Consider the following 14,397-nt stretch of genomic DNA (forward strand, 5'->3'; position numbering starts at 1 on the left):
ACGGGGGGGGGGGGGGGGGGGGGGGGGGGGGGGGGGGGGGGGGGGGGGGGGGGGGGGGGGGGGGGGGGGGGGGGGGGGGGGGGGGAGGGGGGGGGGGGGGGGGGGGGGGAACACCAACCCCGCGCCGGGCCCGCGGGGGGAGCGGGCCTGCGGAGGGTGCGGGTCTAGGTGCACGCCTGGGTGCGCGCCGGGCGGAGGCCGCTCGGCGCAGCGAACCTAAACCGGTTCAGGAGCGCTGTCAACGACTCGCGCAGCAACCACCCCGTCGGGTGGCTCGGCCCCCGGCGGCGAGGTGGACTCGCGCACGGTCAGCCGCGGCGTGGGCATCTGCAGGTCGCGCCCGGAGCCGGTCTCGTCGAGGGCCGCCAGCAGGCTGCGGGCGACCTGCTCGCCGAGCGCGAAGGTGTCCCGGCTGAGCGCGGTCAGCGGCGGGTGGACGATCCGGGCCAGCACCGAGTCGTCGAAGGAGACGATGGACAGTTCGGCGGGCACCGCGACGCCCATCTCGCCGGCCACGCCGAGCCCGGCGACGGCCATCACGTCGCTGTCGTAGACGATCGCGGTGGGCCGCCGGGGCCGGGAGAGCAGGGTGCGGGTGGCGGCGGCGCCCTCGGCGTCGCTGAAGTCGGTGGGCACCGACACGGCCTCCTCCAGCCCGAGCCGGCGGGAGGCGTCGCGCAGCGCGCGGATCCGCCGCTGGGTGTGCTGGAAGTGCGGCAGCCCGGCGAGGTGGGCGATCCGGCGGTGCCCGATGGCGGCCAGGTAGTCGACGATGGAGAGCATCGCCTCCCGGTCGTCGGCCCAGATCCGCAGCGGGCCGCCGCCCTTGCCGGGCCCGCCCAGGATGACGGCGGGCAGGCCGAGTTCGTCCAGCACCGGCAGCCGCGGGTCGCGGACCTGGAGGTCGACGACGATGAAGCCGTCGACCCGGTGCTCGGAGGCCCAGCGCCGGTAGACCTCGATCTCGGCGGCGGTGTCCTCGACCACCATCAGGTGCAGCGCGACGGAGCTGGCCGAGAGCACCGCCTGGAGGCCGGACAGCAGTTGGCTGAAGAACGGCTCGACGCCGATGGTGCGGGCCGGGCGGGCGATCACCAACCCGACGGCGTCGGCCCTGGCTCCGCCGAGGGCCCGCGCGGCGCTGTGCGGGCGCCAGTTCATCTCCTCGGCGACCCGCAGGATCCGGGCCCTGGTCGCCTCGCTCACGCCGGGGCGGCCGTTGAGCGCGAAGGACACCGCGCCCTTGGAGACACCGGCCTGGCGCGCGATGTCGGCGATCGTCGGTCTGGCCACAGAACCCGACTCCTCTCTTGACATCCAAGTTTAGGCGGGAGCATAGTCCCTGGCATAGCTAGACCGGTTTAGTAATACAGGTTCTGGAACTCGGCACCACCCCCGTGACCCAAAACCACCCCCCGAGCTCGGCACGATCCCCCACCCACCCCCAGGACCGGGAGACCCTCATGCGAAGAATCTGGGCGGCACTGACCACGACGGCGTTCACCGCGGCCGCACTCACCGGCTGCGGACTCGGCTCCAGCGAAAGCAAGAACAGCGACAGCGTGGCGAGTGCGGCCGCCACCGGCGAGGTCAAGGGCAAGGTCTCGATCCAGACCTGGGCGCTCAAGCCGAAGTTCACCGACTACGTCCAAGGCGTCCTCGACGGCTTCAAGAAGAAGTACCCCGGCGTCGAGGTCGAGTGGCTCGACCAGCCCGGCGAGGGCTACTCCGACAAGGTCCTCAGCCAGGCCGCGTCCGGCGGCCTGCCCGACGTGGTCAACCTCCCGCCGGACTTCGCCTTCCCGCTGGCCAAGAAGGACCTCCTGCTGGACGTCCTCAAGGCCGACCCCAAGCTCGCCGACGAGTACGTCGCAGGCGGCGTCGAGGCCTACCGCTACACCGGCCTGAACGGCACCTTCGGCTACCCGTGGTACCTCAACACCGATGTGAACTACTGGAATTCGGAACTCCTGACGAAGAACGGACTGGACCCGAAGAAGCTCCCCGCCAGCCTGGACGACCTGATCGCCCAGTCCCGGGCGATGAAGGAGAAGTCCGGCGGCCAGACCTACCTGATGAGCCGCAAGCCGGGCCTCGGCGACCTCTACAACGCCGGCGTGAAGCTCATGTCCGACGACGGCAAGTCCTTCACCTTCAACACCCCCGAGGCCGCCGCGCTGCTCGACAAGTACCGCGACGCCTTCAAGGAGGGCCTGCTGCCCAAGGACGTGCTGACCAACACCTACGTCGGCAACTCCAAGCTCTTCAACGCGGGCACGGCGGCCTGGACCACCGGCGGCGGCAACTTCATCACCAGCCTCGCCACCGACAACCCGACGATGGCCCCGAAGATGCTCTCCTCCCCCACCATGGGCATCCCGCCACTGTACGTACAGGGCCTGACCATCCCGAAGAACACCAAGAACCCTGCCGCCGCCGTCGCCCTCGCCCGCTGGGTCACCAGCCCCGAGAACCAGGCCGCGTTCTCCCACCTGACCAGCGTCTTCCCGTCCACCAAGGCCTCCGCGAACGACCCGTTCTTCAGCAAGAGCGACGGCACCAACGCCGGCGACGCCAAGGTGGTCGCCTTCGACTCGCTCGCCAAGGCCAAGCTGATCCAGCCCGTCCAGGTCGACGACGCCATGAGCACCATCATCAACCAGCAGATCGCGCTGGCCATCAGCGGCGACGCGAGCTCCAAGCAGGCGCTGGACTCCGCCGTCGAGCAGTGCAACAAGCTGCTCAAGGGCTGACGGCCGACCGCCACCCCGACCGTACCGGTCGAGGGGCGGGCCACCCCCGCCCGCCGCACCCGGGAATGACCCGCACCACCCCCAGGAAGGCAACGGCATGACCCACCGGCGTTGGTTCACCCCCTGGCTGCTCGCCGGGCCCGCGATACTCTGGCTGGCCGTCTTCAACCTCTGGCCGGCCTTCAACACGGTGATCCTGTCCTTCACCAACGCCAAGCCCCTGGGCGGCGGGCAGTTCACCGGCCTGGAGAACTACGGGCGCCTGCTCGACGACGAACAGCTCGCCGACGCCCTGCTCAACAGCATCGTCTTCATGCTGGTCTGCCTGCCCCTGCTGACCATCCTGCCGCTGCTGCTCGCCCTGCTCGTCCAGCGCAAGGTCCCCGGCATCACCTTCTTCCGCACCGCCTTCTACACCCCGGTCATCGCCTCCGCCGTCGTGGTGGCGCTGATCTGGGGCTGGGTGCTGGACGACCGCGGCCTGGTCAACGGCCTGCTCCAGCAGTCCGGGATGACCGACTCCCCGGTCGCCTTCCTCACCGACCGCTGGCTGCTGCTGTTCAGCGCGATCGCCCTGACCGTCTGGAAGGGCTTCGGCTACTACATGGTCATCTACCTGTCCGCCCTCGCCAACGTCCCGCGCGAACTGCACGAGGCGGCGGCCGTCGACGGCGCCAGCCCGATCCGCCGGTTCTGGCACGTCACCCTGCCCGGGGTGCGGCCGACCATGATGCTGGTCTCCGTCCTCATCTCGGTCAGCGCGCTGCGCGTCTTCTCCGAGCTGTACGTGCTCTCCCACGGCCAGGGCGGCCCGGGCGGGCGGGACATGTCGGTGGTGATGCTGATCCAGATGTACAGCCGCGGCTTCAACGGACACCTCGGCTACGCCTCCGCGCTCAGCCTGATGCTGTTCGTCATCACCCTCGGCCCGATGCTGCTGCTGATGCGCCTGAACCGGAAGGCGGCCTGAACCCCGTGACCTCCCCCCGTTCGAAGGCCGCCCGCCGCGCTCAAGACGCCCAGGGATCCCGGGGTTTCAACACCCCCTCCCCCGCCCAGACCGCCGGCCGCTACCTGCTCCTGGTGCTCGTCCTGCTGCTGGTGGTCGGGCCGTTCCTGTGGCAGCTCTCCACCTCCCTCAAGGGCCCCAACGAGGACGTCTACACCAGCACCCCGAGCTTCATCCCCGAACAGCTGACCTTCGGCAACTACGGCAAGGTCGCCGAGACCATCCCGGTCTGGACCTACGCCCTCAACTCGCTGATCGTCGCCGCCATCTGCATCACCGGCAACGTGGTCGGCTGCACCCTGGCCGGCTACGCGCTCGCCCGGCTGCGCTTCCGCGGCGCCAAGCTCGTCCTCGGCCTCTTCCTCGCCACCCTGGTGCTCCCCGGCGAGGTCACCATCGTCTCCCAGTACGTGCTGGTGCGCGGCCTCGGTCTGGCCGACAGCCTGACCGGCGTCGCCCTGCCCGGCGCGATCGCCATGCTCAACGTGCTGCTGATGCGCACCGCCTTCGCCGCCGTCCCGCTCGAACTCGACCAGGCCGCCCTGGTCGACGGCGCCACCGTGTGGCAGCGGCTCTGGCACATCAGCCTGCCCAACGTGCGCGGCATGCTCAGCGTGATCGTCATCTTCACCTTCATCGGCGCCTGGGACGACTTCCTCTGGCCACTGATCGTGCTCAACGACCCGCAGAAGTACACCCTCACCGTCGGACTCCAGTACCTCAACGGCACCTTCTCCGCGAACCCGCGGCTGATCGCGGCCGGCACCATGATCGCCTTCCTGCCGATCGTCGTGGTGTTCGGCGTCTGCCAGCGCTTCTTCTTCAAGGGCGTCGAGGAGGGAGCCGTCAAGGGTTAGGCCCGGTCCGACCGAGGACGTGTCCGACGACTCCTGACCCCACCGCCCGCTCGCCCCAAACCCGTTGAGGAATCACCCGCCCATGAGCACCCCCGCACCGCAGCGCCCCCGCTTCGGCGTCAACTACACACCCAGCGCCGGCTGGTTCCACCACTGGCTCGACTTCGACCTCGACGCCGTCCGCGCCGACTTCGACTCGATCGCCGCACTCGGCCTGGACCACGTCCGGGTCTTCCCGCTCTGGCCGCTGTTCCAGCCCAACCGCACCCTGATCCGCCCGCGCGCCGTCGAGCAGTTGGCGGCCCTGGTGGACGCGGCCGGCGAACGCGGCCTGGACGTCGCGGTGGACGGCCTCCAGGGCCACCTGTCGAGCTTCGACTTCCTGCCCTCCTGGACCCAGACCTGGCACCGGCGCAACATCTTCACCGACCCCGAGGTCCTCGACGGCCAGGCCGCCTACCTGCGCACCCTCGCCGAGGCGCTGCACGAGCGGCCCAACTTCCTCGGCATGACGCTCGGCAACGAGATCAACCAGTTCTCCGGCGAACCGCACCCCGACCCCGACCGGATCACCCCCGGACAGGCCGACGCCTGGCTGCGCCGGATGCTCGACGCCTGCGAACAGGGCGCGCCCGGCCGGATGCACCTGCACGCCTCCTACGACGCCGCCTGGTACCTGGACGAACACCCGTTCACCCCCTGGCACTCGGCCCGGATCGGCGCCGCCACCGCCGTGCACTCCTGGGTGTTCAACGGCACCGCCCAGCGCTACGGCGCCCACTCCACCGCCACCGCGCAGCACGCCGCCTACCTGGTCGAGCTCTCCAAGGCCTGGGCGGACGACCCGGCCCGCCCGGTCTGGCTCCAGGAGGTCGGCGCCCCCGCCCCGCACATCACCGCCGAGGACGCCGCCCGGTTCACCGGTGCCACCGTCGAGGCCGTGCTCGACTGCCCGGACGTGTGGGGCGTCACCTGGTGGTGCTCGCACGACGTGGACCGCTCGCTGGCCGACTTCCCCGAGCTGGAGTACAGCCTCGGCCTGCTCACCACCGACCGCGCGGTCAAGCCGGCCGGCGCCCGGCTGGCCGAGGCCGCCGCCGAGGCGCGCCGCTCCTGGCAGCCGCCCGCGCCGCGCACCACCGCCGTGGTGGTGGCCACCGGGGACGAGGTGACCGCGCCCAAGCGCTCGGTCTGCGGGCCCGGCGGCGCCGTCTACGAGGCGTTCATGCGCCTCGCCGAGGCGGGCGCCCGCCCGACCACCGTCCTCGCCGAGCACGCCGAGGACCAGGCCCACCTGGCCGCGCGCGGGATCACCGAGGTGGTCCACCCGGACGACGTACGGTCCCTGTAACCCTTCGCCCCAGCCGTTACCCCTCAGCCACGATCCTCACTCACGCCCCTCAGTCACGCCCCTCAGTCACGCAACGGAGCCCGCTGACATGCACGATGACCGCACGCTGGTCGAGTCCCGCCTCAAGCGCGTCCTGGACGAGCGCATCCGCCCGGCCGTCTACCCCGAGTCCGTCCCGCTGGAGGTCGGCATCTGGACGGCACCCGGCGAGCCCGTCCCGGTCGCCGAGGGCCTGGCCGCGCCGCGCACCCCGATCGCGGTCGGCGACGCCTGGGGCGCGCCGTGGGGCACCAGTTGGATCACCGTGACCGGCACCGTGCCGCAGGCCTGGGCCGGGCGGACGGTCGAGGCGCTGATCGACCTCGGCTTCGACGCCAACATGCCCGGCTTCCAGTGCGAGGGCCTGGTCTACCGCCCGGACGGCACCCCGGTGAAGGGCCTCAACCCGCAGAACCAGTGGGTGCGCATCGCCGCCCCCGCGGCCGGCGGCGAGCAGGTCCTGCTGCACGTCGAGGCGGCCTCCAACCCGGTCATCCTGGACTACCACCCCTTCCTGCCCACCGAGTTGGGCGACAAGGACACCGCCGGCGACCAGCCGCAGTACAAGCTGACCCGGATGGACCTCGCCGTCTTCGACGAGACGGTCTGGCAGCTGGTGATCGACCTGGAGGTGCTCGGCGAGCTGATGGCCGAGCTGCCGGTGGACGGCGCCCGCCGCTGGGACGTCCTGCGCGCGGTCGAGCGGGCGCTCGACGCGATCGACCTCCAGGACGTCAACGGCACGGCGGCCGCCGCCCGTTCGGAGCTCGCCGGGGTGCTGGCCGCGCCCGCCGTGCCGTCCGCGCACCGGATCAGTGCGATCGGCCACGCGCACATCGACTCGGCCTGGCTCTGGCCGCTGCGCGAGACCGTCCGCAAGGTGGCGCGCACCACCGCCAACATGACCGCGCTGCTGGAGGACGAGCCGGACTTCCTCTACACCATGTCCCAGGCGCAGCAGTTCGCCTGGATCAAGGAGCACCGCCCCGAGGTGTACGCCCGGGTGCAGAAGGCCGTGGCGGAGGGCCGGTTCGTCCCGGCCGGCGGCATGTGGGTCGAGTCCGACACCAACATGCCCAGCTCGGAGGCGATGGCCCGGCAGTTCGTGCACGGCAAGCGGTTCTTCCTGGACGAGTTCGGGGTGGAGAACCACGAGGCGTGGCTGCCCGACACCTTCGGCTTCACCGGCGGCCTGCCCCAGATCATCCGCAACGCGGGCTCCAAGTGGCTGCTGACGCAGAAGATCTCGTGGAGCCAGATCAACAAGTTCCCGCACCACACCTTCCTCTGGGAGGGCATCGACGGAACGAGGATCTTCACCCACTTCCCGCCCGTGGACACCTACAACTGCTCCATGAAGGGCAGCGAGATCGCCCACGCGGCAAGGAACTTCAAGGACAAGGGAGTGGCCCGGCACTCGCTCGCCCCGACCGGCTGGGGCGACGGCGGCGGCGGCACCACCCGCGAGATGGTCGCCAAGGCGGGCCGGATGAAGGACCTGGAGGGCTCGGCCACCGTCCGCTGGGAGAAGCCCGCCGAGTTCTTCGCCAAGGCCGAGGCCGAGTACCCGAACCCGCCGGTCTGGGTCGGCGAGCTCTACCTGGAGCTGCACCGGGCCACCCTGACCAGCCAGGCGAAGACCAAGCAGGGCAACCGGCGCAGCGAGAACCTGCTGCGCGAGGCCGAACTCTGGTGCGCCACTGCGTCGTTGCGCACCGGCGCGGCCTACCCGTACGAGCAGCTGGACCGGATCTGGAAGACCGTCCTGCTGCACCAGTTCCACGACATCCTGCCCGGCTCCTCCATCGCCTGGGTGCACCGCGAGGCCGAGGCGACGTACGCGGCGCTGGCCGCGGAGCTGGACTCGCTGATCGACGGCGCCCAGCAGGCCCTCGCCGGGGACACCGCCGGCGGGCGCGAGCTGGTGTTCAACTCGGCGCCGCACCCGCGCTCGGCCGTCCCGGCCGGCGGGGCCGCCCCGGCCGTGTTCGGCGCGGGCGCCTGCGAGGTCGTCGAGCGGCCCGAGGGCGGCTTCCTGCTGCGCAACGGGCTGCTGGACGTGGTCGTGGACGCCGACGGCCTGGTGGCGTCGGTGGTCGAGGTGGCGAGCGGCCGGGAGAGCGTCGCCCCCGGCACCCGGGCCAACCTGCTCCAACTGCACCCGGACTTCCCCAACATGTGGGACGCCTGGGACGTCGACCAGTTCTACCGCAACACCGTCACCGACCTGACCGCCGTGGACGCGCTGACGGCGCTCTCCGCCCCCGACCAGGCCGCGGTCCGGGTCGCGCGCTCCTTCGGCTCGTCCACCGTCGTCCAGACGCTCACCCTGCGGGCGGGCGAGCAGCGGCTCGACATCGACACCGAGGTCGACTGGCACGAGACCGAGAAGTTCCTCAAGGCCGCGTTCCCGCTGGACGTGCACACCGAGCGGTACGCCGCCGAGACCCAGTTCGGCCACCTCTACCGGCCCACCCACACCAACACCAGCTGGGACGCCGCCAAGTTCGAGGCCTGCAACCACCGCTTCGTCCACCTCGACGAGCCCGGCTGGGGCGTCGCCCTCGTCACCGCCTCCACCTACGGCCACGACGTCACCCGCGCCGTGCGCGACACCGACGGCGGCACCACCACCACCGTCCGCTTCTCGCTGCTGCGCGCGCCCCGCTTCCCCGACCCGAAGACCGACCAGGGCCTGCACCGCTTCCGGCACGCCCTCGTCCCGGGCGCGGCGATCGGCGACGCCGTCCGCGAGGGCTACCGGATCGGCCTGCCCGAGCGGCGCGTCACCGGCAGCGCCGAGCAGGTCGCACCGCTGGTGCAGCTGGACAACGACGCGCTGGTGGTCAGCGCGGTCAAGCTCGCCGACGACCGCAGCGGCGACCTGATCGTCCGGGTCTACGAGGCCGGCGGCGGCCGTGCCCGTGGCCTGCTCACCACCTCCTACCCGCTGGCCGGCGCCGTCCCCTGCGACCTGCTGGAGCGGCCCTGGGACGGCACCCGCGGCGAGGTGGCCGTGGAGGACGGCGCGGTGCGGCTGGCGCTGCGGCCGTTCGAGCTGGTCACGCTGCGCCTGAGCGCGGCGGGCTGAGCACGGCCGGCTGACGGCGGGGCCCTGCCGTTCGGGGCCCCGCCGTTCAGGGCCCCGCCGTTCGGGGCCCCGCACCCCCGCCCGCCGCGCCCCGCATGCCGCACTACGCTGATCGGCGCCCCGGCCCGCCCGCCGGGGCGCCGCCCCCGCCCGAACCCGCCTGGAGCCCGCCGCGATGACCCTCACCCCGCCGCCCGCCGCCACCCCGCTGTTCGCCGCCGTGGACATCGGCGGCACCAAGATCGCCGGGGCGCTGGTCGACGGCCACGGGCGGCTGCGGCACCGGCTCCAACTGCCCACCCCGGCCCGGGAGCCGGGCGCGGCCGTGCTCGCCGTCGTGCACGAGGTGCTGGGCCGGCTCGCCGGCACCGCCGACTGGACCGCCGTGACGGCCGTCGGGATCGGCAGCGCCGGCCCGGTCGACCTCGCCGCCGGCACCGTCAGCCCCGTCAACATCCCCGGCTGGCGCGACTTCCCGCTGGTCGCCGAGGTCGCCTCGCACCCGGCGGTGGCCGCCCGGCGGCTGCCCGTCCACCTGGCCGGGGACGGCGTCGCGATGGCCGCCGCCGAGCACTGGCAGGGCGCCGCCCGGGGCGCGGCCAACGCGCTGTGCCTGGTGGTGTCGACCGGGGTCGGCGCCGGGCTGGTGCTCGACGGCGCCGTCCGGCCCGGCCCCAGCGGCAACGCCGGCCACCTCGGCCACATCAGCGTCGACCTGGACGGCGAGCCCTGCCCGTGCGGCTCGCGCGGCTGCCTGGAGGGCCTCGCCAGCGGCACCGCGATCGCCCGCCGGGCCCTCGCCGAGGGCTGGCGCCCGGCCGGGGAGGACCCCTCGGCCCGGGCCGTCGCCGCCGACGCCGAGGCGGGCGACCCGGTCGCGCTCGCCTCCTTCGACCGCGCCGCTCAGGCCCTCGCCGCCGGGATCGCCGCCACCGCGGCCCTGGTCGACCTCGACCGGGTGGTGGTCGGCGGCGGCGTCGCCACCGCCGGCGACGTCCTGTTCGCACCGCTCGCCCGCCACCTCGACCGCTACGCCACGCTGTCCTACATCCGCGGCCTCGACGTCCGCCGCGCCGAACTCGGCACCGATGCCGGGCTGATCGGCGCGGCCGCGCTCTGCCGCTGACCCGAACCCCTCGGAGGCCGCGCCATGTCGCTCCCGCCCTTCGCCCTGCTCCACAACCCGGTCCGCCCGTACGCGTGGGGCTCGCCCACCGCCATCCCCGCACTGACCGGCACCGCGCCGACCGGCGCCCCGCAGGCCGAACTGTGGATGGGCGCACACCCGTCGGCTCCCTCCGAGCTGCTGGCTCCGGACGGCGCCGGCGGGCCGCAGCCGCTGGACGAACTCATCCAGCGGTACCCGAACGCCATGCTCGGGCCGGACACCGTGGGGCGGTTCGGCCCGGCGCTGCCGTTCCTGTTCAAAGTGCTGGCCGCCGACCGGGCGCTCTCCCTCCAGGTCCACCCGACCCGGACCCAGGCGGCGGCCGGGTACGCGGCCGAGGAGGCCCGCGGGGTCCCGCTCGACGCACCCGAGCGGGTCTTCAAGGACCCCGGGCACAAGCCCGAACTCATCTGCGCCCTCGGGGACTTCGAAGCACTGTGCGGCTTCCGCCCGGCCGCCGAGACGGCCCGGCTGCTGGACGCGCTCGCCGTCCCGCTGCTCGCCCGCTGGGCGGACGACCTGCGCGCGCACCCCGCCGCCGAGGTCCTGCCCGCACTGCTGCGCCGGGTCCTGGCCGAGGACCGTCCCACCGGCCCCCAACTCCGCGACATCACCAGGGCGTTGCACCGGCTCGCGGCCGAGGGCGGCCCGTTCGCCGAGGCCTGCGCCGGCTACGCCCGCGCCGCCGCGCAGTACCCCGGCGACCTGGGTCTGGTCGCCGCGCTGCTGCTCAACCACGTCCGGCTCACGGCGGGCCAGGCCCTCTACCTGGACGCCGGCGTGCCGCACGCCTACCTCCGGGGCGTGGGCGTGGAGTTGATGGCCAACTCGGACAACGTGCTGCGCTGCGGGCTCACCCCCAAGCACGTCGACCTCGACGGCCTGCTGGCGGTCACGTCCTTCCACACCGGTGAACCGCAGGTCCTCACGGCGCTCCCAGGAGACCGGTTCGAGGACGAATTCCCCTCCCCCGCCGAGGAGTTCCGACTCTCCCGGCTGCGCCCCGGCCCGGCCGCCGTCCGCGCCGAGCTACCCACCCCGCAGATCCTGCTGTGCGCCGAGGGCCGCGCCCGACTGCACGCCCCCGGCTTCGCGGACCTCGACCTCCCCCGGGGCGCGTCCGTCTACCTGCGGCCGGGCGCCGGACCGGTCGAGCTGACCGGCCGGGGTGCGGAGCTGTTCCGGGCCACCACCGGCACGCCGGCCCAGGCCGGCACCGGGTGGCCGAACAGCAGGTCGTAGCCGTCCGGGAGCTGCTCGACCACGCGGTCGACCAGTTCCCCCGGGGCCAGGTCGGCGAGGGTGCCGAGCACGGCCCCGATGTCCCACGGCCCGGTCGCCTCGGTCGCGCCGTCGATCCAGCCGACCACGCCGCGTACGAAGCGCTCGGCGGTCAGCGGTTCGGCGGCGGGCCCGGCATCGCGCAGCAGCGGGGCGTACGCCTCGGGCAGCGCGTCGGCGAGCTCGGCCCGTTCGGCCCCGACCAGGTGCTCACCGAGCAGCGCGAGCACGACCCGGATGGCGTGCTCCGCCTCCGCCTCGCTCGGGTACTCCCCGCAGTCGACGACGCGGGCGCGGAAGTCCTCCGGGGAGATGGTCATCGCGTCCTCCTTCCGGTCGGCGGGGACCGGCTGCACTCCGCCCGGAAGCCGGAGGCCGAGAGCCGCCGGCCCTCTCGCGGACGATCCGTGGCCCGATGCGGCGGACGGCTGGTGGCGGACGGCCCGTGGCGGACGGCTGGTGGCGGCGAGGTCCGGCCGGCTGCGCCGTCACGGTCCGTGACCGCCTGGGGTTCGCCGGTACCCGTGCTGCTCAGCGTACTGCGGCACGGCGGCAGGGAGACCGGCCGGACGGATCGACGCCGTTGTCGATCACGTCGCCGGCCCGCGCCCTGCCCGGCGCGGGGCCACCAGGGGCCCGGGTGTCAGGCCGCCGAGGCCCGACACCGTCTGCGGGTGCGGTGCGGCAGAGCGGCACCCGTGCGGACCGCCACGCGCTGCGGCGGCGGCGCCGTGACCGGCACGGCCGGTGCGGTGGGCACAGCGGGCACAGCGGGCACAGCGGGCACAGCCGGCACGGCGGGGGCCCGCACCTCGTCCGGCATAAACGCCTCGAGAAAACTCCGCTCGTTCGAACTGAGTTTGCGCGAGCGGCCTGATTCACGGTCCCGCGCGACCACCACGGTCCTGGCCCGCATAAAGGTGAGCGGGTCACGGCAGACATCCACCACGATATGCGTGGAACTCCGCCCGATCCGTTCAACCGTCAACTGCACCGACAATGGCTCGGGCCGGTGGTACAACTGCTCCAGAAAATCGATCTCGTGTCGCGCGATAATGAATCCGGACGGGAACAGGGCGTCCCGGACGGCGGTCTCGTGGTGGCAGAACATGTCGTAAATCCCCTCCTGGACGTAGCCGACCAGCCGGGCGTTGTTGATGTGCCCGTTCTCGTCGACATCGCTCCACCGGGTGGGGCAGGACAGCACGTGCACGCCCAGGTGCAGCGCGCTCACTGCTGCGTCAGCCCGGCGCCGGTCGCGGCGGGGAGCAGTGCCCGGCGCAACCTGGCGTAGTAACCGGACTGTTCCGCCGCCATCCGGGCCGCCGTCCAACCCTCCTCGGCCGCTTCCGCGGCGACCTGGACGACCAGGCTGTCGAGCACCGCGTCAACCGACCGGCAGAGTTCGGCGACCGCCGCGAGACGCTCGGTGACATCCGCGCCTCCGGCCGCGCCCCGGGCCGGGAAAGCGGCCAGCGATTCCGCCGCGAGTTGCAGGTCGTCGACGGTGTCCGGCATTTTCTCCGGCATGTTTTCCGGCATCAAATTCGACACGTTTTTCTCCATGACTCAATCCGGCCATTACGGCCCGGTAGCTAGTGTTCGAATACACCGAATCGGTGTCGGCCCCCCGACGCCTTCGACGCTATCCCAGCCGACACGGTGGACGGATGGTTTACGGACGGCGACGGGAAACTCACTTCTATTGGAGTAGTTTGCCGGGGTACACAATATGCCCCATCATCCGAATGCCGTCGGCAGAACGGGTGGCATCGCCGACCCGAACCCCGAAACCGGCACCTGCGCGTCGCAAATCTGCTACCAGCCTCCCCACCACCTCGCCTTGTAGAGGTGCGTCCCGCGCAGGGTCCGCGTACCGTCCGGCCGGTGCAGGGTGATCACCGAGGTGCACCAGGAGCACGGCCCGCTGTGGTCGGGGGCCACGGTCAGCAGCCGTCCGGTGCCGGGCTCGTCCCCGACGCTCTTCACGTCCCGGACGGCTGCGGGGTCGTCCAGCCGCACGGCGGTGAAGCGGTCGGCCGCCGGGTCGTACCGCCACAGGCCGGTCAGCGTGCTCACCCAGAACCGCCCCGGCTCGGCCAGTACCGGCGCGAGGTCGTGCCCGCCGTGGTCGGGCAGCGGCGTCGACCGGACGGCGGTCAGGGTGGGCGCCGCCGGGGTGCCACCCACCCGCAGCGCGGTCAGCACGTCGTCGCCGAGCACCCAGAGCAGGCCCGTCCGGCCGTCCCAGTGCACGCCGTGCGCGCCCGGGAGCGGGTAGCCGGCGTGGGCGGTGGCACGCGGCCCCTGCGAGGCCGCGTACAGCCGCACCCACCCGCCACCGCTCGCCGCGACCGCGACGTTGCCGTCCGGCAGCAGCTCGATGCTGTGCGGATTGGCCGCCCCGCCCAGGTCCGCCGCCCAGCGCGTCGCGCCGGTGGTGGTGTCCACGACGGCGGCCAGGCCGCCGGAGGCGGTGGTCAGCAGGTAGCGCCGGCCCTGCCGGACCCGGCTCTTCGCCTCGTCCGGATTCGTCCAGCTCCGCGCGGGCGCCAGGTCCGCGAGCCCGGCCGCCCGGTCGGCGTTCCAGCCCCACACGACCGGCAGCCGCCCCGGGCCCCGGTAGGCCATCAGCTCCTCGGCGCTCTGCAGCACCAGGACGCTACGGGACTCCTGGTCCACCACCACGACCGCCCACCCGGGCGACCTGGCCTGCGCGCCGGTCGCCGGCACGCAGAACAGCAGGACGCACAGGGCGCACAGGGCCGCCGGCCTTCTCCTCAGCACGCCCCCACCGTGCTTGCTCCCGGGCCGCTTTGCACGGTGGAGCGTCCGAACGGCCGTGGCG

12 protein-coding genes are annotated in these 14,397 nt (G+C 73.0%); 7 read left to right on the plus strand and 5 right to left on the minus strand.

Annotated features, from left to right (window positions below; genetic code table 11):
• Positions 1-216: 216 nt before the first annotated feature.
• Positions 217-1,293 carry a LacI family DNA-binding transcriptional regulator gene (locus ACFVX9_RS31535; RefSeq protein ID WP_380380189.1) on the minus strand — a complete coding sequence of 359 codons (1,077 nt, stop codon included), beginning with the start codon at positions 1,291-1,293 and terminating at the stop codon, positions 217-219.
• Positions 1,294-1,463: 170 nt separating this feature from the next.
• Here ACFVX9_RS31535 and ACFVX9_RS31540 point away from each other — a divergent pair, with 170 nt between their 5' ends.
• The 7 genes from ACFVX9_RS31540 (at position 1,464) to manA (ending at position 11,510) form a co-directional block, all read left to right on the plus strand.
• The gene (locus ACFVX9_RS31540; RefSeq protein ID WP_380380191.1) at positions 1,464-2,753 is read left to right on the plus strand and encodes an ABC transporter substrate-binding protein; all 1,290 of its coding nucleotides are present in this window, start codon (positions 1,464-1,466) and stop codon (positions 2,751-2,753) included.
• A gap of 97 nt (positions 2,754-2,850) precedes the next feature.
• Positions 2,851-3,723 carry a carbohydrate ABC transporter permease gene (locus ACFVX9_RS31545; protein ID WP_380380193.1) on the plus strand — a complete coding sequence of 291 codons (873 nt, stop codon included), beginning with the start codon at positions 2,851-2,853 and terminating at the stop codon, positions 3,721-3,723.
• A 5-nt stretch (positions 3,724-3,728) separates the two neighbouring features.
• Positions 3,729-4,619, plus strand: a complete 891-nt coding sequence (locus tag ACFVX9_RS31550; protein ID WP_380380195.1) for a carbohydrate ABC transporter permease — start codon at positions 3,729-3,731, stop codon at positions 4,617-4,619.
• Positions 4,620-4,701: 82 nt separating this feature from the next.
• The gene (locus ACFVX9_RS31555; RefSeq protein ID WP_380339557.1) at positions 4,702-5,970 is read left to right on the plus strand and encodes a glycosyl hydrolase; all 1,269 of its coding nucleotides are present in this window, start codon (positions 4,702-4,704) and stop codon (positions 5,968-5,970) included.
• 88 nt (positions 5,971-6,058) lie between these two features.
• Positions 6,059-9,100, plus strand: a complete 3,042-nt coding sequence (locus tag ACFVX9_RS31560; protein ID WP_380380197.1) for an alpha-mannosidase — start codon at positions 6,059-6,061, stop codon at positions 9,098-9,100.
• A 175-nt stretch (positions 9,101-9,275) separates the two neighbouring features.
• Entirely contained in the window at positions 9,276-10,226 is a 951-nt protein-coding gene (locus tag ACFVX9_RS31565; RefSeq protein ID WP_380380199.1) for an ROK family protein, read from the plus strand.
• Between the two features lie 24 nt (positions 10,227-10,250).
• The gene (gene manA, locus ACFVX9_RS31570) at positions 10,251-11,510 is read left to right on the plus strand and encodes a mannose-6-phosphate isomerase, class I (protein WP_380380201.1); all 1,260 of its coding nucleotides are present in this window, start codon (positions 10,251-10,253) and stop codon (positions 11,508-11,510) included.
• Here the strand turns inward: manA and ACFVX9_RS31575 are convergent.
• The 4 genes from ACFVX9_RS31575 to ACFVX9_RS31590 form a co-directional block, all read right to left on the minus strand.
• The gene (locus ACFVX9_RS31575) at positions 11,393-11,869 is read right to left on the minus strand and encodes a DUF2267 domain-containing protein (protein ID WP_380380203.1); all 477 of its coding nucleotides are present in this window, start codon (positions 11,867-11,869) and stop codon (positions 11,393-11,395) included. The two genes, manA and ACFVX9_RS31575, sit on opposite strands and share 118 nt — an antisense overlap.
• A gap of 323 nt (positions 11,870-12,192) precedes the next feature.
• Entirely contained in the window at positions 12,193-12,783 is a 591-nt protein-coding gene (locus ACFVX9_RS31580; RefSeq protein WP_380380204.1) for an acyl-CoA thioesterase, read from the minus strand.
• Positions 12,780-13,115, minus strand: a complete 336-nt coding sequence (locus ACFVX9_RS31585; protein ID WP_063346410.1) for a hypothetical protein — start codon at positions 13,113-13,115, stop codon at positions 12,780-12,782. Before ACFVX9_RS31585 ends, ACFVX9_RS31580 begins: the two co-directional genes overlap by 4 nt.
• 252 nt (positions 13,116-13,367) lie before the next feature.
• The gene (locus ACFVX9_RS31590) at positions 13,368-14,336 is read right to left on the minus strand and encodes a DUF6528 family protein (protein ID WP_380380206.1); all 969 of its coding nucleotides are present in this window, start codon (positions 14,334-14,336) and stop codon (positions 13,368-13,370) included.
• Positions 14,337-14,397: the final 61 nt, after the last annotated feature.

Origin of the sequence: Kitasatospora sp. NPDC058243 (assembly GCF_042882025.1) — a bacterium.
Classification (GTDB): domain Bacteria; phylum Actinomycetota; class Actinomycetes; order Streptomycetales; family Streptomycetaceae; genus Kitasatospora.